The 21913-nt window shown below is 70.2% G+C and carries 18 protein-coding genes and 1 riboswitch; of the genes, 12 read left to right on the plus strand and 6 right to left on the minus strand.

The features are described from left to right. Positions 1 to 5: 5 nt before the first annotated feature. Positions 6 to 767, minus strand: coding sequence for an ABC transporter permease (locus ACQP2E_RS31170; protein WP_433826523.1), 762 nt, complete (start codon positions 765 to 767; stop codon positions 6 to 8). Then, positions 764 to 1672 (minus strand): ABC transporter ATP-binding protein, encoded by a 909-nt coding sequence (locus ACQP2E_RS31175; protein ID WP_433826524.1) that lies wholly within the window; start codon positions 1670 to 1672, stop codon positions 764 to 766. Before ACQP2E_RS31175 ends, ACQP2E_RS31170 begins: the two co-directional genes overlap by 4 nt. 124 nt (positions 1673 to 1796) lie before the next feature. Between ACQP2E_RS31175 and rnhA the strand changes: the two genes are divergently transcribed. Beyond that, entirely contained in the window at positions 1797 to 2255 is a 459-nt protein-coding gene (gene rnhA / locus ACQP2E_RS31180; protein WP_433826525.1) for a ribonuclease HI, read from the plus strand. 2 nt (positions 2256 to 2257) lie between these two features. Here rnhA and ACQP2E_RS31185 read toward each other — a convergent pair whose 3' ends face one another. After that, positions 2258 to 2806, minus strand: a complete 549-nt coding sequence (locus ACQP2E_RS31185) for a hypothetical protein (RefSeq protein WP_433826526.1) — start codon at positions 2804 to 2806, stop codon at positions 2258 to 2260. Positions 2807 to 3062: 256 nt separating this feature from the next. On the opposite strand from ACQP2E_RS31185, the gene ACQP2E_RS31190 reads away from it, so the two are divergent. Beyond that, positions 3063 to 4334, plus strand: a complete 1272-nt coding sequence (locus ACQP2E_RS31190) for an ABC transporter substrate-binding protein (protein ID WP_433826527.1) — start codon at positions 3063 to 3065, stop codon at positions 4332 to 4334. Positions 4335 to 4344: 10 nt separating this feature from the next. Beyond that, the gene (locus tag ACQP2E_RS31195; protein WP_433826529.1) at positions 4345 to 5307 is read left to right on the plus strand and encodes a DNA polymerase domain-containing protein; all 963 of its coding nucleotides are present in this window, start codon (positions 4345 to 4347) and stop codon (positions 5305 to 5307) included. Positions 5308 to 6005: 698 nt separating this feature from the next. Here the strand turns inward: ACQP2E_RS31195 and ACQP2E_RS31200 are convergent. Next, positions 6006 to 6527 carry a hypothetical protein gene (locus tag ACQP2E_RS31200; RefSeq protein WP_433826530.1) on the minus strand — a complete coding sequence of 174 codons (522 nt, stop codon included), beginning with the start codon at positions 6525 to 6527 and terminating at the stop codon, positions 6006 to 6008. A 124-nt stretch (positions 6528 to 6651) separates the two neighbouring features. Between ACQP2E_RS31200 and ACQP2E_RS31205 the strand changes: the two genes are divergently transcribed. The 4 genes from ACQP2E_RS31205 to ACQP2E_RS31220 all read left to right on the plus strand — a co-directional run bounded on the left by ACQP2E_RS31205 (position 6652) and on the right by ACQP2E_RS31220 (position 11792). After that, entirely contained in the window at positions 6652 to 7749 is a 1098-nt protein-coding gene (locus ACQP2E_RS31205; RefSeq protein WP_433826531.1) for a sensor histidine kinase, read from the plus strand. A 4-nt stretch (positions 7750 to 7753) separates the two neighbouring features. Next, a complete protein-coding gene (locus tag ACQP2E_RS31210) occupies positions 7754 to 8404 on the plus strand; it encodes a response regulator (RefSeq protein WP_433826532.1) in 651 nt (216 codons plus the stop codon). Between the two features lie 63 nt (positions 8405 to 8467). Then, positions 8468 to 11128 (plus strand): putative bifunctional diguanylate cyclase/phosphodiesterase, encoded by a 2661-nt coding sequence (locus ACQP2E_RS31215; RefSeq protein WP_433826534.1) that lies wholly within the window; start codon positions 8468 to 8470, stop codon positions 11126 to 11128. A 34-nt stretch (positions 11129 to 11162) separates the two neighbouring features. Continuing rightward, positions 11163 to 11792, plus strand: a complete 630-nt coding sequence (locus ACQP2E_RS31220) for a carbohydrate-binding protein (RefSeq protein ID WP_433826535.1) — start codon at positions 11163 to 11165, stop codon at positions 11790 to 11792. Positions 11793 to 11863: 71 nt separating this feature from the next. Here ACQP2E_RS31220 and ACQP2E_RS31225 read toward each other — a convergent pair whose 3' ends face one another. Then, the gene (locus ACQP2E_RS31225) at positions 11864 to 12229 is read right to left on the minus strand and encodes an Hsp20/alpha crystallin family protein (RefSeq protein WP_433826536.1); all 366 of its coding nucleotides are present in this window, start codon (positions 12227 to 12229) and stop codon (positions 11864 to 11866) included. 153 nt (positions 12230 to 12382) lie between these two features. Between ACQP2E_RS31225 and dinB the strand changes: the two genes are divergently transcribed. Both dinB and cobF read left to right on the plus strand, forming a co-directional pair. Beyond that, a complete protein-coding gene (dinB, locus tag ACQP2E_RS31230; protein ID WP_433826537.1) occupies positions 12383 to 13573 on the plus strand; it encodes a DNA polymerase IV in 1191 nt (396 codons plus the stop codon). Between the two features lie 16 nt (positions 13574 to 13589). After that, positions 13590 to 14345 (plus strand): precorrin-6A synthase (deacetylating), encoded by a 756-nt coding sequence (gene cobF / locus ACQP2E_RS31235; protein ID WP_433826538.1) that lies wholly within the window; start codon positions 13590 to 13592, stop codon positions 14343 to 14345. Here cobF and cobN read toward each other — a convergent pair. Then, on the minus strand, positions 14342 to 17878 hold the full coding sequence (gene cobN, locus ACQP2E_RS31240) for a cobaltochelatase subunit CobN (protein ID WP_433826539.1): 3537 nt from the start codon (positions 17876 to 17878) through the stop codon (positions 14342 to 14344). The two genes, cobF and cobN, sit on opposite strands and share 4 nt — an antisense overlap. Before the next feature lie 55 nt (positions 17879 to 17933). Then, positions 17934 to 18005: riboswitch (cobalamin riboswitch) on the minus strand. A 128-nt stretch (positions 18006 to 18133) separates the two neighbouring features. Between cobN and ACQP2E_RS31245 the strand changes: the two genes are divergently transcribed. The 3 genes from ACQP2E_RS31245 to ACQP2E_RS31255 are packed head-to-tail and all read left to right on the plus strand — an operon-like array spanning position 18134 to position 21748. Further along, the gene (locus tag ACQP2E_RS31245; RefSeq protein ID WP_433826540.1) at positions 18134 to 19351 is read left to right on the plus strand and encodes a precorrin-3B synthase; all 1218 of its coding nucleotides are present in this window, start codon (positions 18134 to 18136) and stop codon (positions 19349 to 19351) included. Further along, positions 19351 to 19968 (plus strand): precorrin-8X methylmutase, encoded by a 618-nt coding sequence (locus ACQP2E_RS31250; protein ID WP_433826541.1) that lies wholly within the window; start codon positions 19351 to 19353, stop codon positions 19966 to 19968. Before ACQP2E_RS31245 ends, ACQP2E_RS31250 begins: the two co-directional genes overlap by 1 nt. A 31-nt stretch (positions 19969 to 19999) precedes the next feature. Beyond that, the gene (locus ACQP2E_RS31255) at positions 20000 to 21748 is read left to right on the plus strand and encodes a precorrin-2 C(20)-methyltransferase (RefSeq protein ID WP_433826542.1); all 1749 of its coding nucleotides are present in this window, start codon (positions 20000 to 20002) and stop codon (positions 21746 to 21748) included. Positions 21749 to 21913 lie beyond the last annotated feature (165 nt).

The following is a 21913-nucleotide window of genomic DNA, read 5'->3' on the forward strand; positions in this document are numbered from 1 at the left end:
CGCCCTTACTCCCAGCGGAAATTGCGGGCGGCGGCGGTCAGGAAGACCACGGCCCACGTCCCGAGACTCAGCCAGATCGCGAACGGCACCGACGTGTCGTACAAAAGGGTGTTTCGCAAAGCCTCCGCGTGCGCGGCGAGAGGGAGCAGGAACCAGCCGGCCGTCCCGAGGTCCGGTGCGGCGAACATGATGCCGCCGACCGAGAGCATCACCACGTAGATCAGTGTCGCGGCGCCGGTGGTCGTCTCCGGCTTGAGCACGCTGGCCAGTAGCAGGGCCAGGCCGCTGTAACCGGCGGCGGCCAGGACGGTCACCGCGATCGCGGGCAGCAGCTGGTCGCCGTGCGGCCGCCAGCCGACCGCGAAGCCGACCGCGCCGAGCACCAGCACCTGGAGGACGATCTGGACGAGCACCGCGGCGGTCTTGGCGAGCAGCAAGCCGGGCCGGGTCAGCGGGGACGCGCCGAGCCGCTTGAGCACCCCGTAACTGCGCTCGTAACCCGTGGTGATCGCCTGGCCGGTGAAGGCCGTCGACATCACGGTCAGCGCGAGGACCCCGGGAACGACGAAGCCGAGCCGGTCGTCGGTCGGCAGGTTCGTCACCTCGAAGAGGCCGGCGCCGAGCAGGACCAGCAACGGCACGCCCATGGCCAGCACGACGGCCTCGCCGCGACGGGCGGTCAGCAGCAGCTCCATCCGGATCTGCTTGCCGATGATCGTCCGCATCGGTGCCCGGCCGGGAGCGGGCGAGAACGTTCCGGCGCTCACTGCGAGGCTCCAACCAGGTCGGTGGTCAACGAGAGGTAGACGTCTTCGAGCGTGCGCCGGCGGCTGCTCACCGCGGTCACGTGCGCGCCCGAGGCGGCGAACCACCCGAGCACGTCGGCGAGGGCCCGGGTGTCGAGCGACCCGGTGATCGAGTACTCCCCCGGTGACGTCTCGGTGATCATCTGAGGCAGCGTGGTCAGGTCAAGACCCGGGTCGGCGCGTACCTCAAGCAGGTCGATCCCGGCGGCGGCGGTGAGGGACGCCGGGGTGCCGGTCGCCGCGATCTTGCCGGATTTCATGATCACGACGTCGTCGGCGAGGCGTTCCGCCTCGTCCAGCAGGTGCGTGGTGAGCAGGACCGACACGCCGTCGGCCCGCAGCTCCTCGATCAGCTGCCAGGTGGTGTGCCGCGCCTCGGTGTCCATGCCGGCGGTCGGCTCGTCCAGGAAGACCAGCTCGGGGCGGCCGACCAGGGCCACCGCGAGGCTGAGCCGCTGCTGCTCGCCGCCGGAGAGCCGGCGGAACCGGGTCCGCTCCACCTTCCGCAGGCCGAGCCGGTCCATCAGCATGCCGGTGTCCAGCGGGTTCGCCGCGAACGACGCGAACAGCCGGAGGATCTCGCCGGCCGCGGCCCACGGGTAGACGCCACCGGACTGCAGCATGATGCCGAGCCTGGGCATCAGCTCGTCATGGTCACCGACCGGGTCCAGGCCGAGCACCCGGGCCGAGCCCGCGTCCGGCCGCCGGAAACCCTCGCAGACCTGGAGCAGACTGGTCTTGCCCGCGCCGTTGTGGCCGAGCAGCGCCAGCACCCGTCCCCGGGGCATGCTGAGTGACACTCCGTCGACGGCTGTCTTCTCGCCGTAACTCACCACGACGTCGCTTATGTCAACCGCCGCGGCCACGTCGCCACCCACCATTGAGCTCCCTTGAGAATCGCCGCCCACGGCAACCATACGGCTCAGGGCGACAGGCACGAACCACGGCAGTCCCGCGGGATGTCGTGCCTCACCCTTATTCTCACTGACCATGAGCACGGTCGTGGAGATCTACACCGACGGCGCCTGCGCGCCGAACCCCGGTCCGGGCGGCTGGGGCGCCGTGCTCCGTTACGGACGCGCCGAGAAAGACCTGTGCGGCGGTGAGGCAACCACGACCACCAACAACCGGATGGAGCTGATGGCGCCGATCCGGGCGCTGGAGACGCTCAACCGGGCGCCGATGTCCGTCGACATCTACACCGACAGCGTCTACGTGCGCGACGGCATCACGAAGTGGGTGTCGCGCTGGCGGGCGAACGGCTGGCAGACCGCCTCCCGCCAGCCGGTCAAGAACGTCGACCTCTGGCAGCGCCTGGATGAGGCCGTCCGCCGCCACGAGGTGCGCTGGCACTGGGTGAAGGGCCACGCCGGGCATCCGGAGAACGAGCGCGCCGACCAGCTCGCGACCCGTGGCCTGCGCGAGGCGGTCGAGGCCGCTCGACTTTAGATTCACGCTCCGCGCGGTTTGGGAACCTGCGGGCCGTCGTTCGGCTGGGCCACCTTGGCGCGCGCCACCCGGTCCGGCGGCAGCCGATAGGTCGCGGCCCGGACCAGCTCCTCGGGGACGGTGTGTTTGCCCTCCCGCGCGACTCGCTGCGGCGGAACCGGCTCCGCCGGAGCGGACCACTGCGGGTCGGGCAGCGTCGAATAGGTCACCCCACCGGGAGCCGCCGGCTCCGGCAACCCAGGCGGAAGCTGCGGCTTCGGCGCGGGGAAGCTTTCCGCCTCCGGCTTCTTCTTGGGTACGGGGTCCGGGGCTTTTTTCTCCGGAACCGGCACCGCCGCTCGTGCCGAAGCCCGCTCGCGCCGCCGGCCCGCTGCTCGTGCCGCCATGCTGAACACGCTGCTGGTGCCCGTCGCGTACCCATCGCGGTAGGCCTCCGCGCGGTCCGCTCCCTGCTGGCGCCGCTGGTGGAGCCGACCGGCCGCGTAACCGCAACAGGCCACGAACACGGCGAGCAGGACGAAGAGGATCGCAAGGTCGCCTGGAGCCGTCATGACTTGATTGTGACGAAGTGGATAGACCGTGAGCTATGGCCCGTTTGACGTACCCCGAAGGAATTAGCGCGAAGGCTCAACCTTGTTCACCATCGGTTGTGATCTCTACTGCAGGGTAACCAGAGGTGAGGAACGCATCGTCCGAGGTCAAGATCTAAATGGTCACTCTGCGTGCTAGTGCGGCGATAGATCACGAGTTGACACATTTGCGAAATGAGCGGCACGGTACTCCCAGTTGTCCACGAGGGGGTTGGCCATGCGGTACACGCGACGTGCTCTGGCGGCATTCGCCGGGCTCGTCCTGCTGACGACGGCGGCCGCGTGCGGCTCCGGCGACGAGGACTCCAGCGCGGCGACGGTGGAGGTCTTCACCTGGTGGGCCGAGGGCGGCGAGAAAGCCGGACTGGACGCACTGGTCAGCAGGTTCACCGCGGAGTGCCCCGGACAGCAGTTCTCCGACGGCGTGGTAGCGGGCGGGGCCGGCATCAACGCGAAGCAGGTGCTCACCGCCCGCCTCGCGCAGAACGACCCGCCGGACACCTTCCAGGTGCACGCCGGCGCCGAGCTGACCGACTTCATCGACGCCGGCAAGGTCCAGGACCTGACCACCGAGTACGACTCGTGGGGACTGCGCCAGGCTCTGCCCGAGGGCTTGGTCGAGGACCTCACGGTCAACGGCGAGATCTACTCGGTACCGGCGAACGTGCACCGCGCCAACGTGGTGTGGACCAACCCGCAGGTCCTCTCCGACGCCGGCATCAACACCGCGCCGACGACACTCCCCGCTTTCCTGCGTGACCTGGAAAAGCTCCGGAAGTCGGGTGTCGAGTCACCGCTCGCTCTCGGCCGCGACTGGACCCAGCTGATGCTGCTCGAAGCCGTGCTGATCACCAAGCTGGGCGCGGACAAGTTCTCCGGCCTCTTCACCGGCGAGACCAGCTGGAACAGCACAGCGGTCTCCGCCGCGATCACCGACTTCGACAAGCTGGTGGATTACAGCAACGCCGACCGGGACGCGCTGGACTGGCCGGACGCCGAACGGCTGCTCATCGACGGCAAGGCCGGTTACCAGCTGATGGGCGACTGGGAGGCCGCCGACCTCGAGGCCAAGGGCTTCAAGGCGTACGACCACTTCACCTTCCCCGGCAACGGGAAGGTCTTCCAGTGGCTGGCCGACTCGTTCGTGCTCTCCACCGGCGCACCCAACCCGGAGGGCACCCGGTGCTGGCTCGGCACGGTCGCGTCAGCCGCGGGCCAGCAGGCCTTCAACGCGGCCAAGGGCTCGATTCCGGCGCGTACTGACACGCCGACCGAGGGCTTCTCGGATTACCAGCTGGACGCGGTCGAGGACTGGAGGACGGCCACTCCGGTGCCGTCCTGCGCGCACGGCTCGGCCTGCTCACAGGCCTGGCAGAACGCGGTGAACAGCGCGCTGAGCGCGTACTCCACGACGCACCACAGCGTCACCGCGCTGCACAAGTCCCTGGCCGGGGCTGCGAAGCAGTTCATCAAGCAGGATCAGAACTAAGCTGTCGGGTATGCCTGAGGAACGGCACGGCGTACCGCTGACCAACCTGGACCAGGAGCTCTTTCCCGAGGCCGGCGCCACGAAGCGCGACCTGGTGGACTATCTGGACGCGATGTCCGCCCGGCTGATCCCGGTGCTGCGCGACCGCCCGCTCACGGTGATCCGGGTCCTGTCGAAAGGCAAGGGCGACCCGGAACGCTTCGTGCAGAAGAACCTGCCGAAGTACACCCCGGACTGGGTCCCGCGCACCAGCATCTGGGCGGACGCGTCACACCGCGAGGTCACGTACGCGCTCGGCAACGATCAACGCACGCTGATCTGGTTCGGCAACCAGCGCGCGATCGAATATCACCCCGGCCTGACGCTCGCCGGCTCACACCACCCCACCCACCTGATCATGGACCTGGACCCGCCGGAGGGCGGCGGGTTCCGGCTCGCCGTCGAGGCCGCCAAGCTGGTCCGGCAGGTGCTCACCGACCTGGGCATGACCGGCGCACTGAAGACCTCCGGTTCGAAGGGCGTGCACGTCTACGTCCCCCTCGAAGCGGACGCCGCCCCGGACGACGTGGCCGCCGCCCAGCGCGCCGTCGCGGCCCGCGCCGAACGCCTGGACCCGGCGCTCGCGACGACCGCGTTCATCCGCGACGACCGCCACGGCAAGGTCTTTCTCGACGCCACCCGGGCCGGCGGGGCAACGGTGGCGGCGGCCTACAGCCCTCGCATCCGCCCCGGCGTACCGGTCTCCTTCCCGGTCGCTTGGGCCGACGCCGACACGGTGACCCCGGCTGACTTCACCCTGCACACCGCCCCTGGCCTGCTGGGCGACCGGGACCCGTGGGCCGAGGCCCTGCCCGCCCCGCAGCCGCTGGACAAGAACCTGATCGCCGAGGGCCACACCATCCCGGTAGCCCGCGTCCAAGCCATGCACGAGGGCAAACGCCGGGCCAAAGCCCGCCGCGAATCCGAAAGCTGACCCCACCCACCGACGCGGTCGTTCCCCCGCCGGAGCGCTGCGTCGTTCGGGCAGCCACGCTGTTCCCCTGCCGACGTGCTGCGGCATTCGGGCGAATCGGTTCGGCCGGCTCGCGCTCGTGGTCGCGATTCCGTCCTTCACCCGACCACAAGCACAAGCCGGCCGGCCGAGGCGCAGGCGCTTCACACCCCACGCGGCGATCTTGTGAACTTGCGGCCAGCCGGGCGGCACAAACTCACAAGATCTGCGGACAGAACGGGCGGGCCACCGGGCGACGCGGACGCTTCACACCCCGCGCGGCCGATCTTGTGAACTTGCGGCCAGCCGGGCGGCGCAACCCACAAGATCTGCGGAGAGCACCGGCAAAGGCCGGGCGACGCGGGCAAGTTACCGGGCAATGCGGGCAAGTCGCCGGGCAACGCGCGCGGTTCGCACCCCGCGCGGCCGATCTTGTGAACTTGCGGCCAGCCGGGCGGCACAAACTCACAAGATCTGTGAATGGGGGCGGCGGCAGGCGCAGCTGCTGCCGGCGGGCGCGGGCAACGGGCGCGAGGCGCGAGCCGCGGGCGGCAGGGCCGCGGGCGGCAGGGCCGCGGGCGGCAGGGCCGCGGGCGGCAGGGCCGCGGGCGGCAGGGCCGCGGGCGGCAGGGTGTCGGCGGCGGGGTGTGGGTGGCGGGGTGTGGGTGGCGGGGTGTGGGTTAGCGGGTTAGGGCGGTCCAGAAGGTGGCTGTGGGGCGGGTCTGGTGGGTGGCGGGCTCGCCTATGGCGAATTCGCGGTTCAGCCAGTCGGGGAGGTCGGCGCCGTAGACGATCACGTCGGTCTGGTAGATCGAGAGGACCGGGTGGGCGGGGATCGCCGCCGGGAGGTAGCGGTGGGCGTAGAGCGGGATCATCCGGGGGGCGATCAGCAGGCCGGCTCGGGCGGCGGCCAGGCGGTCGCCGAAGGCGGGGCCCCAGCCTTCGTACCAGAAGTCGTTCTCGGCCACGTCGAAGAGGACGCCCTCGATCGGTGCGGTCAGTGCCTCGCGCAGGGCTGCGCGGTCGGGTGAGCGCCAGTCCGGCCAGCCGACACCTGTCGGTACGCCCGCGGCAAGGAACTCGCGGTGCTCCGGAGCGAACGTGAAGCCGAACTCCCGCTCGATCCCTTCCCGCTCAGAATCGGACAGGCCGGGCGCGATGGAGAAGCGGCCGGAAGCGGCTAGCAGTTCCGCGGCGGTCACTCCGCTACCTTAACCAGCAACACCGCATACATCGAATGGTGTATCTCGTACGCGGGAGGAGTCGATGCGGGTGACGACGGCGGGACGACGCGCTGACCTGCCCGGCGACCCTAACGTCCCGGATATGCCAACCAAGAACTTCACCTATGCGGCCGCCGCTCTCACCCTCGCGGGTGTCCCGGCCGGGCTCGCTGTCACCGGCGGCAACGTGGACGCGGTGTTCACCGGGCCGCTCGCGGTCTCCCTGGCGCTGGCGATGCTGCTCGCCCACCGATGGCCCCGGTCCGTCCTGATCTTCTGTCTGCTCAGCGTCTTCGCGTTTCGCAGCGCCGGTCTGATCGAGTACTCCGCGATCTGGCCGGCGACCGCGGCGTTCGTGGCGGTCGCGCTGAGTGGCCGGATGAGGTCCGCCGTCGCGATCGGCGCGTTCTCCGTCGTCTACTGGGCCAACTGGGACGTCACGGTCGGCTCGCATTCGATGAACTGGATGTTCGCCCATCTCGGCGCCGAGACCCTGGTGCTGGCCACGTCACTCGCGGGCGCTACCGCGTACCGTAATCAATCGCGCTGGCGCATCGAGGTGGCGCACCGGATCACGCAGGATGAGCGGCAGCGCGAGATCGAGGCTCGCCGCAGGCGGGCTGAGGAACGCGTGGAGATCGCGCGCGACCTGCACGACGTGGTCTCGCACACGCTGGCTGTGGTGGGTGTGCATCTAAACGTGGCGATGGATTCCTTCGAGGCCGATCCGGAGGAGGCGCGGGCGTCGCTGAAGCTCGCGCAGGAGGTGCGCAACCGGGCGATGGTTGACCTGAAAGCGCTGGTTGGCGTGCTGCGCGAGGGTGAGGTTCCGGCGTTGGAGAGCCTGGAGCAGCTGGTCGAGCAGGTGCGAGCGGCCGGCATGACGGTGTCCCTGAACGAGTTCGGCGACGCGGTCGAGGTGCCGGCACCGGTAGCGACCGCCGTTTATCGCGTGGTGCAGGAGTCGCTCACCAATACCGTCCGGCATGCTGGGGCGACCCGTGCCGCGGTGACCCTGCGTTACTCACCGACCCGGGTGGTGGTGGACGTGCAGGATGACGGCAAGGCGGCGGCGGAGGTTGTCGACGGTCACGGCATCGCGGGCATGCGGGAACGGGTCGCGGCGCTCGGAGGAGCGCTGACCGCCGGTCCCGGCAACGCCGGATTCACCGTCCGCGCCAGCATCCCGATCCTGGAGTGAGTTCATGCCGATCACCGTTCTCCTCGCCGACGACCAGCACCTGGTCCGCGCCGGTTTCCGCAGCCTGCTGCGCCGCGGGAGGGACATCGACGTCGTTGGCGAGGCCTCGACCGGTGACGAGGCGGTTCGTGCGGCGCGTGCGCTGACACCGGACGTGATCCTGATGGACATCCGGATGCCCGGCATGGACGGGATCACGGCCACCCAGCAGATTCTCCGCTCCCAAGAAACCAAGATCATTATTCTGACGACATTCGAGACCGATGAGTACGTCTTCTCCGCCCTCGCCGCCGGTGCCAGCGGCTTCCTGACCAAGGAGATCGACCCGGACGGCCTGCGTAACGCGGTCCGCGTCGTCGCGGCCGGCGAGGCGCTGCTCTCGCCAAGCGTCACCCGCCGGGTGGTCGGCCAGTTCGCGCACCGCCCGGTCCCGGCCGCCGCGTCGCCCGGCGGCGATCGGCTGGCCGTGCTCACCGACCGGGAACGCGAGGTCGTCCGGCTCGTCGCCACCGGGCTGTCCAACGACGAGATCGCCGCGAAACTGGTGATCAGCCCGCTGACCGCGAAGACCCATGTGACCCGGGCCATCGCCAAACTGGGCGTCCGGGACCGGGTCCAGCTGGTGATCGTCGCGTACGAGGACGGCTTGATCTGAGATTTCTCTCAGCCCGGCCCCCGCGTGCCCGATTTCTCCGTTACCACGGAAACGGAGGCTTCGATGACACGCAGCATGAACCCAGGGCGCCGGTGGGCGCTCGCCTGCGCGCTGATCATCGCCCTCCTCGCCGTGACCGCGGTGATGCTCGGCATCGGCGGCCCGGCCGTCTCGTTCGTCGCACTGCCGATCGCGGCGGCCGCCGCTGCCGCCGCCTGCCTGTGGCGATCACGGCGGTTCACCGGGCGTACCCGGGTGGGCTGGACGGCGCTCGCGGCCGGCTTGTCCTTCTGGGGCGCCGGGCAACTCCAGTTCCTGATCAGCACCGGTGGGAACATCGAGCCCGGTGTGGTCACCCCCAGCCTCACCCTGATCGGCATGATCGTGCTGGTCCCGGCCGGGTTGCTGATCATGCCGAGCGGCGCGCAGCCGCTGGCGAACCGGATCCGCAGCGTTCTCGACGGCCTCATGATCGCGACATCGCTGGTCCTGGTCGCCTGGGTCTTCGCCGCCGGGCTGATCGCCGACGCCGGTGTCGGGCTGCCCTTCTACATGACGCTTGTCTTCCCGATCGGCGACATCGTGATCGCCACGATGGCCGCATACATGCTTCCGCAGCAGCGCCGGCGGCACGGCTGCGGCGCTGACCTCGCCCTCTTCGGCGCCGGCATGCTCGCTTTCGCGATCTCCGACATCGGGTACGCGTACCTCGGCCTGGTGCACGACGACGGCATCGGACGGCTGCTCGACCTCGGCTGGCTGGCCGGTTACGGGCTGATCGTGGTGGGCGCGCTGCGTCCCCGGGTCGGCGCCGTCGCCCCGATCGACCTGCCGCGTGGCGTCCGTACGGGTGCTGTGCTGATGCCGTACCTCGCGGTGCTGGCCGCGCTCGCCTCCAGCGTGCTGTTCCATGTGTCGACGGGCCACAGTCACCCTTTCGTCGCGTACACACGCTCGTTCCTGATCTTGTTGATCGTGGGCCGGCAGCTGCTCACCCAGCTGGAGAACCGCAGCCTGACCCGCGACCTGGAGAAGCGGGTCGCCGACCGGACCGCCGAGCTGTACGCCCGTGAGCAGCAGTTCCACGCGCTCGTCCAGCAGAGCTCGGACGTGGTGACCGTGGTCAGCACGGACGCCGACGTGATCTACCAGAGCGAGTCGGTGCAGCGGATCTTCGGGCACACGCCGCGGCTGCTCACCGGCCGCCGTCTCACCCAGCTGCTCGACCCCGAGTCGGCGATGCGGCTCGCCCAGGCGCTGCGGCAGGTCGCCGGCCGCCCGCACGCCACGACCGTCCTCGAGTTGACCGTGCCGCACCGCGACGGTCGCCCCCGGCAGGCCGAGATGACCATCACGAACCTGCTCGACGACCCGCACGTGGGTGGTCTCGTGCTGAACACCCGCGACATCAGCGAGCGGATGGAGCTGCAGGAGCAGCTGGTGCACGAGGCGTACCACGACTCGCTCACCCAGCTGGCGAACCGCGCCCTGTTCCGCGACCGGGCTGCGGCGGGCACCGACGTCACCGTGCTGCACCTCGATCTCGACGGGTTCAAGCGGGTCAACGACAGCCTCGGCCACCTCGCCGGGGACCAGCTCCTGGTGCAGGTCGCCGATCGGATCCAGGCATGTGTACGCGACTCCGACCTGGTCGCCCGGTTCGGCGCCGACGAGTTCGGGGTGCTGCTCACCGGCGACGCGGCCTCCGCCGAAGGCGTCGCCCGGCGCATCCTCGACGACCTGGAGGCGCCGGTGCTCGTCGGGGAACGGCAGATCCACGTCCGGGGCAGCATCGGCCTGGCCGGCATTGCCGACCTCGACGACGGGTCGAACAGCGAGCGCGCCGACCAGCTGATGCGCAACGCCGACCTCGCCATGCACCACGCCAAGTCGGTCGGTGGCAACATCTTCGCCGGGTACCACCCCCGGATGCGCGAGGGCCTGATGGAACGCCTCGAACTCGAGTCGGACCTGCGCGGCGCCCTGGAACGCGGCGAGCTGCGCCTGCACTACCAGCCCACCGTCGACCTGGTCACCCACGAGGTGGTCGGCTTCGAAGCGCTCGCCCGCTGGCCGCACCCGACCCGCGGCATGATCAACCCGCTGGACTTCATCCCGATCGCCGAGGCCACCGGCCTGATCGTGCCGCTCGGCCGCTGGGTCCTGCACGAGGCGTGCCGCCAGGCCATGGAGTGGAGCAACGCCGCCGGCCGCCCGCTGAAGATGAGCGTCAACGTGTCGGTACGCCAGTTCGACCAGGCCGATCTCGCCGAGACCGTGGCCGCCGTGCTCGCCGAGACCGGCATGCCCGCCGACTGCCTCTGCCTGGAGATGACCGAGAGCGTGCTGATGACCGACACCGAGGCCAACCTGGAGCAGCTGGTCCGGCTCAAGGCCCTGGGACTCACTCTCGCGATCGACGACTTCGGTACGGGATATTCGTCCCTGGCCTACCTGCGCCGCTTCCCGGTGGACACGCTGAAGATCGACCGCTCGTTCGTCGAACGCCTCGGTATTCTCGACGACGACACGGCGCTGACCGACACGATCGTCCGGCTCGGCAAGAGCCTGGGCATGGCGACCGTGGCCGAGGGCATCGAGGAGTTCGGCCAGCTGGCGGCGCTGCGCGAGATGGGCTGCGGGTTCGCTCAGGGCTACTACTTCTCCCGCCCGGTCCCGGCTTCCGAAGCCGGCCGGTTGTTCATGGAAGGCGCCCCCGTCTGAGCGCGGTGCCGGGCGCAGCGGTTAGATTCTGCCGGTGGACCATGGATCTCCGAACGTCTACCGCACGCGCTCCTGGACGGCCCGTCGCCGGGTTCTGACATCGCTCGGCGGGATCGCCCTGGTGCTGATCGGGTACGGCCTCGGCCGCTGGCAGGACACCCCGGCCGAGGCCCTGCCATCGGTGCCGGTCGCCGCGCCGGCGACAAGTGCGGCCGAGCCGGCACCGGAGCAGCCGGAGCCGACCACGGCGAAACCGACACCCATCGAGTACGCCGTACTGCAGGCCGAGTCGGCGACCGAGCTGGCCGGCGTCGAGGCGCAGGACACCGAGGACGAGGGCGGCGGCCAGAACATCGGCTGGATCAACCGGAACGATCACCTGCGGTTCGACAACTTCGAGTTCGGCGAGGTGGCGGCAACGAAGGCGAAGGTACGCGTGGCGTCCGGCGCCGGGGTCACCGGCCGTCTGGAGATCCGTCTGGACAGCAAGGACAGCGCCCCGGTCGGCGAGGTGTCGGTGAGCAACACCGGGGGCTGGCAGGTCTGGCGTACCGACACCGCGGCACTGCAGCCGATCACCGGGGTGCACACGGTGTTCGTGACGTTCGCGGCCGCGGACGACAGCGAGTTCCTCAACGTGAACTGGATCCAGTTCGGCAGGTGAGGCACAGGTGAGGCACAGGTGAAGCAAGCGAAAGGCCGCCTTCCCGAGGGGCAAGCGGCCTTTCACACGCGTCAGACGCCGGCCAGCTCCCGCTGCGCCACGACCGGGATCAGCAGGGTGAGCACACCGTTGTCACACCGCGCCTCCAGCCGGTCGACATCCAGCAACGCTGCGAGCTCGACCTCGCGGGAGAAGACTCCCGCCTGAGGCGTGCCGTCGCTCCTGCGCTCGGCACGAACACGCTCGGCGCGAACGGTCAGCGCCTCGCTGTCGACCGTGATGTCGATCGCGACGGGGTCGGTCCCGGGCAGGTCGATGTCGATGAAGAAGTCGTGGTCCCGGCGGTACGCGTCGAGCCTGGCACCGGACTCACGGGCCGCGAAGACCCGGGCGGTGAGGCGCGAGAGGTCGCGCACGGTCGGACTGCTGAGCAACATGACTGGTGGCCCTTCAAGGCTTGAGCTTGGGTGACTCAACTCTAGGAACCGAGAATCTCGCCTCGGGATTCCCTCAAATTACTCAGGCCACCGGGCCACTACCAGTCATCGTGTCGGTCGCCACGATTAGAACATACGTACTATGCTGCGAATGTGATCCTGCACGCTGATCTCGACTCCTTCTACGCGTCGGTCGAGCAACGCGACGAGCCCGCGCTGCGAGGCCGTCCGGTGCTGGTCGGCGGGGGTGTGGTGCTCGCGGCGAGCTATGAGGCGAAAGCGTTCGGGGTCACCACGCCGATGTCGCTGAGCCGGGCCCGGGCGCTCTGCCCGCACGCGATCGTGGTCCCGCCGCGGATGAGCGCCTACACGAGGGCCAGCCGCCTGGTCTTCGAGATCTTCGACGACACCACGCCGATCGTCGAGCCGCTCTCGATCGACGAGGCGTTCCTCGACGTGGACGGGCTTCGCAAGATCCGGGGCACGCCGGTGGAGATCGCCCATCGGCTGCGTGCCGAGGTGCGTGAGCGGGCCGGTCTGCCCATCACGGTCGGCGTTGCCGGCACGAAATTCCTGGCCAAAGTGGCGTCCGGCGCCGGCAAGCCGGACGGCCTGCTGGTCGTGCCACCCGGCGAGGAGCTCGCGTTCCTGCACCCGCTGCCGGTGGAGAAACTCTGGGGTGTCGGCCCGGTCACCGCCACCAAGCTGCGCGAGCGGCAGATCCACACGGTCGGGCACGTGGCCCGCATCGGCGAGGCGGCGCTCGTGTCGATGCTCGGCGGGCACGCCGGGCGGCACCTGCACGCGCTCGCCCACAACCGGGACCCGCGGCGGGTCAACACCGGCCACCGGCGCGGGTCGATCGGGGCGCAGTGCGCGCTGGGCCGCCACTCGCACAGCGAAGACGAGGTCGAGGCCACCCTCGCGGCCCTCGTCGACCGGGTCACCCGGCGGATGCGGCGGGCGCACCGGGCCGGGCGCACCGTGACGATCAGGCTGCGGTTCGGCGACTACACCCGGGCCACCCGGTCCCGGAGCCTGCTCAAGGCGACGATGGGGACCGAGGCCATTCTGCGTACCGCTGAGGGTCTGCTGCGCGAAGCGCGGCCTCTCATCGCCGAGCGCGGGCTGACGCTGGTCGGTGTGGCGGTCAGCAACCTCGACGGCGAGGGAAACGTGCAGATGGAGCTGCCATTTGACACAACACCTGACAGGGACGGCTTGGACGCCGCGATGGACAAGATCAAGGAGCGCTTCGGCGCCGACTCGCTGCGGCGGGCCGCGATGATCGGGCGCGACCTCTCCCCCTCGGTTCCCCTGCTGAGCGATGGAGACAGCGGCTGAGGCAGACTTTCTCCTCATGCGGAAGATCTACGTGATCGGGATCGGCGCCGGCGACCCGGACCATCTGACCCTTCAGGCCGCCAAGTCGATCGGCCGGACCAACGTGTTCTTCCTGATCGACAAGGGTGAGACCAAGCAGAGCCTGATCGACCTGCGGGAACGCATCATCCGCGCCTACTCGCACCCGCACAAGCGGATCATCGAGGGCCGTGACCCGGACCGCGACCGCACCCCGGCCGACTACACCGGCACGGTCACCGACTGGCGGCATCGGCGCTCTCTGGTCTTCGAGGAGCTGATCGCGGCGAACCTCAAGGAGGACGAGATCGGCGCGTTCCTGGTCTGGGGCGATCCGTCGCTCTACGACTCGACGATCGCGATCCTCGACGAGATCCTGGCGCGCGGCGAGCAGACCTTCGAGTACGAAGTGGTCCCCGGCATCAGCAGCGTCTCGGCGCTCGCCGCGAAGCACCGGATCGGGCTGAACCGGGTTGGCCAGCCCTATCAGGTCACCACCGGCCGCCGGCTCGCCGAGGGCTGGCCGGAGGGTGTCGACGACGTGGTCGTGATGCTCGACGCGCAGCAGGCGTTCACCGCGCACCCGGACGCCGAGATCTACTGGGGCGCTTACGTGAGCACCGAGGACGAGGTGCTCGCGTCCGGCACGGTCGCCGACGTCGGCGACGAGATCCTGAAGACCCGGGCCGCGGCGCGCGAGCGCCACGGCTGGATCATGGACACGTACCTCCTGAGGCGCAACACCCAGGACTAGGCCGGGCCGTCCTCGAGTTCGCCCTCGGTCTCCAGGTACATCTCCTGCAGCGCCGCCAAGGTCGAGGGCTCCGGGGACTCCCACAGCTTGCGATCGGCCGCTTCGAGCAGCCGCTCGCTGATGCCGTGCAGTGCCCACGGGTTCGACTCGCGCATGAACTTCTGGTTCTCCGGGTCGAGCACGTAACTCGCCGCGAGCTGCTCGTACATCCAATCGGTCACCACGCCGGCCGTGGCGTCGTACCCGAAGAGGTAGTCGACCGTCGCGGCCAGCTCGAAGGCTCCCTTGTAGCCGTGCCGCCGCATGGCGGCGATCCAGCGCGGGTTCACCACCCGGGCGCGGAAGATCCGCGCGGTCTCCTCGGTCAGGCTGCGGGTCCGTGCCTGGTCCGGGTTCGTGTTGTCACCGATGTACGCGGCCGGAGCCTTACCGGTCAGCGCCCGCACCGTGGCGATCATGCCGCCGTGGTACTGGAAGTAGTCGTCCGAGTCGATGATGTCGTGCTCGCGGGTGTCGATGTTCTTCGCGGCGACGTCGATCCGCCGGTACGCGTTCTCCATGTCCGGCCGGGCCGGCACCCCGTCCAGGTCACGGCCGTAGGCGAACCCGCCCCACACGGCGTAGACCTCGGCCAGGTCGGCGTCGTCCCGCCAGTTCCGGCTGTCCATCAGCGGCAGGATGCCCGCGCCGTATGCGCCCGGCCGGGATCCGAAGATCCGCATGGTGGCCCGCCGCCAGTCGCCATGCTCGGCCTGGTCGCGCAGCGCGTGCTCGCGGACGTGGTTCAGCGGCTCGTCGAGGGCGGCGACCAGCGCGAACGCGTCGTCGAGCATCGCCACGACGTGCGGGAACGCGTCGCGGAAGAACCCGGAGATGCGGACCGTCACGTCGATCCGGGGCCGGCCCAGCTCCTCGCTGGAAATTGTTTCCAGTCCGGTGACCCGCCGGGACGCCGGGTCCCAGACCGGCCGGACGCCGATCAGCGCCAGGATCTCGGCGATGTCGTCACCGGCGGTGCGCATCGCGCTGGTGCCCCAGGCCGAGATGCCGATCGATTTCGGCCACTCGCCGTCGTGGTCGGCGCGGTAGCGGTCCAGCAGCGAGTCGGCCATCGCCTGGCCGGTCTCCCAGGCCAGCGAGCTGGGGATGGCCTTCGGGTCGACCGAGTAGAAGTTACGGCCGGTCGGCAGCACGTTGATCAGGCCGCGCAGGGGTGATCCGCTCGGCCCGGCGGGCACGTAACCGCCGCTCAGGGCGTGCAGGACGTGGGTGATCTCGTCGGTGGTCCGGGCGAGCCGGGGCACGATTCCGGAAGCGGCAAATTCCAGCACACGGATTACATCCGCATTTTCCGACAAATCCGAAATGCCATCGACAGGCCAGCCGCGCTCCTCCATCGCCGTGATCAGGGCACGCGCTTGCTCCTCGACGGCATCCGTCTCAGCCGTCGACGCGTCCTCGGCCAGACCCAGCGCCTCGCGCAGACCGGGCAGCGCCGCGACCTTGCCGGCCCACATCTGCCGGGCCCGCAGCATCGCCAGCACCAGGTTGATCCGGGCCTCGCCGACCGGCGCGGCGCCCAGGATGTGCAGCCCGTCACGGATCTGCACGTCCTTGACCTCACACAGCCATCCGTCGATGTGCATGATGAAGTCGTCGAACTCTTCGTCGTCCGGGCGGTTGGACAGCCCGAGGTCGTGGTCCATCTTGGCGGCCTGGATCAGCGTCCAGATCTGCGCCCGGATCGCCGGCAGCTTCGCCGGGTCGAGCGCCGCGATGTTGGCATGCTCGTCGAGCAGCTGCTCCAGACGGGCGATGTCACCGTACGACTCGGCGCGGGCCATCGGCGGGATCAGATGGTCGACCAGGGTGGCGTGGGCGCGGCGCTTGGCCTGGGTGCCCTCGCCCGGGTCGTTCACCAGGAACGGGTAGATCAGCGGCAGGTCGCCGAGCGCCGCGTCGGTGCCGTCCGAAGCGGACATGCCGACGTTCTTGCCGGGCAGCCACTCCAGGTTGCCGTGCTTGCCGACGTGCACCACGGCGTGCGCGCCGAAGTCGTCAGCGACCCAGCGGTACGCGGCCAGGTAGTGATGCGACGGAGGCAGGTCCGGATCGTGGTAGATCGCCACCGGGTTGGCGCCGAAACCACGTGGCGGCTGCACCATGACCACGATGTTCTCGTCACGCAGCGCCGCCAGCACGATGTCGCCGCCGTCGGTGTAGAGCTCACCCGGCGCCGGGCCCCAGTGCTCCTCGACGCGTGCCCGGAAGTCAGCAGGCATCGTGTCGAACCACGATTTATACGAAGTTCCGGAAATACGGACCGGGTTGCCGGCCAGCTGCTCCTCGGTCAGCCAGTCCGGATCCTGCCCACCGGCCGCGATCAGGGCGTGGATCAGCCCGTCGCCGTCATATGAGCCGAAGTCCCCGATGCGGTAACCCTCGGCGGACAGAGCCGCCAGCAGCGCGACCGTCGAGGCCGGAGTGTCCAGACCGACCGCGTTCCCGATCCGGGAGTGCTTGGTCGGATAGGCCGACAGCATCAGAACGATGCGCCGCGAAGCAGGCGGAATGTGTCGCAGCCGCGCGTGCGCCACCGCGATCCCGGCCACCCGCAACGCCCGCTCCGGGTCGGCCACATAGACCGACAGGCCCTCCGGATCGATCTCCTTGAACGAGAACGGCACCGTGATGATCCGCCCGTCGAACTCCGGGATCGCGACCTGGGTGGCCGCGTCAAGCGGCGACAGCCCGTCGTCGCTCGCCTCCCAGGTCGCCCGCGAGCTGGTCAGGCAGAGTCCCTGAAGGATCGGCACGTCCAGGTCGGCGAGCACACCGACGTCCCACGCCTCGTCGTCGCCGCCCGCGCCGGCGGTGGCCGGCTTCGTGCCGCCGGCCGCCAGCACCGTCACCACCAGGGCGTCCGCCTTGCGCAGCTCGGTCAGCAGCTCCGGCTCGGCGGTGCGCAGCGAGGCCGTGAAGATCGGCAGCGCGCGGGCGCCTTTCGCCTCGATCGCCTGGCAGAGCGACTCGACGAACGCGGTGTTACCGGCCATGTGGTGAGCGCGGTAGTAGAGCACCGCGACGGTGGTCCCGCTTTCGAAAGCCGCACGGGGAAGCACACCCCAGGACGGCGCCTCGACCGCCGGTGCGAACCCGTTGCCGGTCAGCAGCACCGTGTCGGAGAGGAAGTCGTGCAGCGCAGCGAGGTTTTCGCCACCACCCTGCGCCAGGTAGATGTGCGCGTCTGCGGCCACGCCGGCCGGCACCGTGGAGAGCTTCATCAGATCCGCGTCCGGCAGCTGCTCGCCACCGAGGACCACAACCGGGACACTGCCGGCGAGCAGCGCGTCCAGCCCCTCCTCCCAGGCGCGGCGGCCACCGAGGATGCGGACCACCACCAGGTCGACGCCGTCGAGGAGCGCGGGCAGATCGGAGACCTGGGTCCGGGCCGGGTTGCCCAGCCGCCACGCGGAGCCACTGGCCCGGGCGCTGAGCAGGTCGGTGTCGGACGTCGACAGCAGCAGAAACACGCGTTGCGCTCCCCCTCGGGGTCCGCGCCCCGGGTAGTCGAGATCACGGCGACCGGAGTTTCTGGCTCCCGGGTGGACAAACCCGGTGACAGTGGCGGGACCGCGCCGGACTCACACCGGCTTCCTCCGCGGCGTCGCCGCTGGTGAATTCTCACCTTTGCGCGCCACGTTACTGGACGTCAAGGCGAGGCCGGGCTGTGACTCTGCCGACCCGAGGCTGCGAACCTGTCGGTGGCCGCCCGTAGTATCCGGGCCGTGGCACCCCTCCGGCAGTCCGATACCGACGCCTGCCCCGGCGCGCTGCGGCTTCACGCCGCCGCCGACGGGCTTCTGGCGCGTGTCCGGCTGCCCGCGGGCGAGCTGACCGGTGTCCAGCTGGGTGCCCTGCGCGAGCTGACCGAGCGGTTCGGTGACGGCTCCCTGGAGCTGACCTCCAGAGCAAACCTTCAGGTCAGAGGCGTGAAAGGCGAGGACGCGGAGACCTTGGCGGCCCGCTTGCGCGCCGCCGGCCTGCTGCCTTCGCAGACCCACGATTCGGTACGGAATATAGCCGCGCCTCCCCTCGCCGACACCAGAATCCGTGCTGTGACGCAGCGGCTCGACGCAGCGATCCTGAGCGATCCGGTGCTGCCCCGGCTGCCCGGCAAATTCCTGTTCGCGATCGGTCACGTCCCTCTGGCAGCCGACGTCGCAGCAGTCCCGTCCGGGGAGCTGTTCGCGATCCGGTTCGGCGGCCATGACACCGGGCTGCGGGTGCCGGCCGACCACGTGGCCGAGACACTGATCGCCGCGGCGCACGCCTTCCTCGCCGAGCGCGAGGCCCAGCGCGGCAGCGGTGCGGCCGCCTGGCGTTTACCGGAGCTCTCGGACGGCCCGGCCCGGGTTTCCGCACGAGTCGCCGCGGCGCTCGGCCTGGCTGCCATTGAGGTCGCGGCGGCGGCGCCGGTCGACGCCCTTGAGCCCGGTGACCTGCTCGGCGTTCTGGATCAGCCCGGCAGCCCGCTCGTCTCGGTGGGTGCTCTGGTGCCGTTGGGGCGGCTTGGTGGCGTACCCATGAAGGTTTTGGAAAAGGCCGCCCGGCTGGTCGTGACGCCGGGGCGCGGCATCCTCGTCACCGATCTGGAGCGAGGCGCGGCAGCGAGCTGGACCGAGCGCCTGGCCGGCGCGGGCCTGGCCACCGCGGCCGACTCGCCGTGGGTGGGCGTGACCGCGTGCGCGGGCCGCCCGGGCTGCGCGAAATCCCTGGCCGACGTCCGCGCCGATGCCACCGCGACATCCCGATTCGTCGACGGCCTCCCGGTCCACTGGGCCGGCTGCGACCGAGCCTGCGGCAGCCCTGCGGGCTCCCATGTGCAGGCGCTGGCCACCCCCGCCGGATACCAGGTCTCCCGCTCGGGCGCGACGACCCATGACGTGCAAGTCGCACCCGTCTCCCAGCTGGGAGACCTGGTGGCTGAGGCTAGGAGAGTGTGATGGAGTACGTGCGCGACGGCGCTGAGATCTATCGGCGGTCGTTCGCCACGATCCGGGCGGAGGCGGATCTCGGCGGGCTGCCGGCGGATGTGGCTCGCGTGGTGGTTCGGATGATCCACGCCTGCGGGATGGTCGATCTCGTGGAGGACGTCCGGTTCAGTCCCGGTGTGGTGACCGCCGCGCGGAAAGCGCTGCTCGACGGCGCCCCGATCCTCTGCGACGCCCACATGGTCGCGTCCGGGGTGACGCGTAACCGGCTGCCCACCGCCAACGACGTGGTCTGCACGCTGCGCGACCCGGCCGTTCCGGAGATCGCCGCCCGGATCGGCAACACCCGCAGCGCGGCCGCCCTGGATCTCTGGGGCGACCGGCTCGGCGGGGCGGTGGTGGCGATCGGCAACGCGCCGACCGCGCTGTTCCGGCTGCTGGAGATGGTCGAGGCGGGCGCGCCCCGGCCGGCCGCCGTGCTCGGGATCCCGGTCGGTTTCATCGGCGCGGCGGAGTCCAAGGAGGCGCTCGCCGAGTCCGGCCTGGAATATCTGATCGTTCGCGGCCGGCGGGGCGGCAGCGCCATGACGGCGGCTGCGGTGAACGCCATCGCATCCGAGTCAGAGTAAGCGTCACATGACGGAAAAGACGGAAACCAGCATGACGAACGACGTCCGGCCCGGCCGGCTCTACGGTGTCGGGCTCGGCCCCGGTGATCCCGAACTGGTCACCGTGAAAGCGGCCCGGCTCATCGAGGCGGCGGACGTGATCGCGTACCACGCGGCGCGGCACGGCCGCAGCAACGCACGGGCGATCGCGGCGGGTTACCTGCGTGAGGGGCAGATCGAGGAAGCGCTGATCTACCCGGTCACCACCGAGGGGACCGACCACCCGGGCGGTTACCAGGGCGCTATCGACGAGTTCTACACCGAGGCCGCGGCCCGCCTGGCCGCGCATCTCGACGCCGGCCGCGACGTGGTGGTGCTCGCCGAGGGCGACCCGTTCTTCTACGGCTCCTACATGCACATGCACAAGCGCCTGGCCGATCGGTACGACACCACTGTCGTCCCCGGCGTGACCTCGGTGAGCGCCGCGTCGGCAGTCCTCGGCCGCCCGCTGATGGAACGCGACGAGGTGCTCACGGTGCTGCCCGGCACCCTGCCTCCGGACGAGCTGGCCGCCCGCCTGGCGACCACCGACTCGGCGGCCGTGATGAAGCTGGGCCGCACCTTCGCGGGCGTCCGCGAGGCGCTGTCGAAAGCCGGCCGCCTGGACGACGCGTGGTACGTCGAACGCGCCACCACCGACAAGGAACGCTCAGCCCGCGTGGCCGACGTCGACCCGGAGACGGTGCCGTACTTCTCCCTGGCACTGCTCCCAAGCCCCGCCGCCACCGCCTTCGGGGTAAAGGCCGCCGAGTCCGGCACGCAGGCCGCCGAGTTTGGCGCGAAGGCCGTTTCGGGGACCGACGCCCCCTACCTTCTGACCGACAAATCCGAAAAATCGGAAATGGGCAGGACGGAAGCTCCGGCGCAGGCCACAGCTCCGGCTCCGGCGCAGGTCCTGGCCGGCGCTGGGAGCGCTGGGAGTGCTGGGAGTGCTGGGAGTGCTGGGAGTGCCGGGAGCGCCGGGAGCGCTGGGAGCGCTGGGAGCGCTGGGAGCGCTGGGAGCGTCACTGTCGTGGGGCTTGGGCCTGGGCACAGTGGCTGGCTCACCCCTGAGGCGCAGGCCGTGCTCGCCGGCGCTGACGACGTGATCGGGTACGGGCCCTATGTGGACCGGGTTCCGGCGAACCCCCGGCAGCGCCGGCACCCGTCGGACAACCGGGTCGAGGCGGAGCGGGCCGCGTTCGCGCTGGACCTGGCGACACGTGGCAGCCGGGTCGCGGTCGTCTCGTCCGGTGATCCCGGGGTCTTCGCGATGGCCGCCGCCGTGCTGGAGGTCGCCGAGGACCCGCAGTGGCTCGGCGTGCCGGTGCGGATCGTGCCGGGCCTGACCGCGGCGCAGGCCGTGGCGAGCCGGGCCGGGGCGCCGCTCGGGCACGACTTCTGCATCCTGTCCCTCTCCGACCGGCTCAAGCCCTGGTCAATGATCGAGAAGCGGCTTGACGCGGCGGCCGGCGCCGACCTGGTGATCGCGATCTACAACCCGGCGTCGAAAACCCGTACCGAACAGCTGGTCCGGGCGCGGAAACTGCTGCTGGAACACCGCGCGGAACAGACGCCGGTGGTGGTCGGCCGGGACGTCGGCGGGCCGGCCGAGTCGGTCCGGGTCACCACGCTCGGTGAGCTCGACCCGGCGACGGTCGACATGCGCTGCCTGCTGATCATCGGCTCGTCGCAGACCCGCGCGGTCACCAGGGGCGACGGCACCACGGCGGTCTACACCCCCAGGCACTACCCGCAGTAAGACGGGCAATACCCGCAGGGATGAGAGGCGGGCGAGTCGCGCACCATCGGCCGCGACTTGGGGAATAAAGGGCTCGCACCTTTCCGCACCTGCAACGCAACCGGACTACCTCGACGGAAGCCTGCTGGACCAGCATAAATGACCGAAAGGAGGGTCACCGCAGCA

The organism is Actinoplanes sp. CA-015351, assembly GCF_050955685.1.
GTDB lineage: Bacteria > Actinomycetota > Actinomycetes > Mycobacteriales > Micromonosporaceae > Actinoplanes.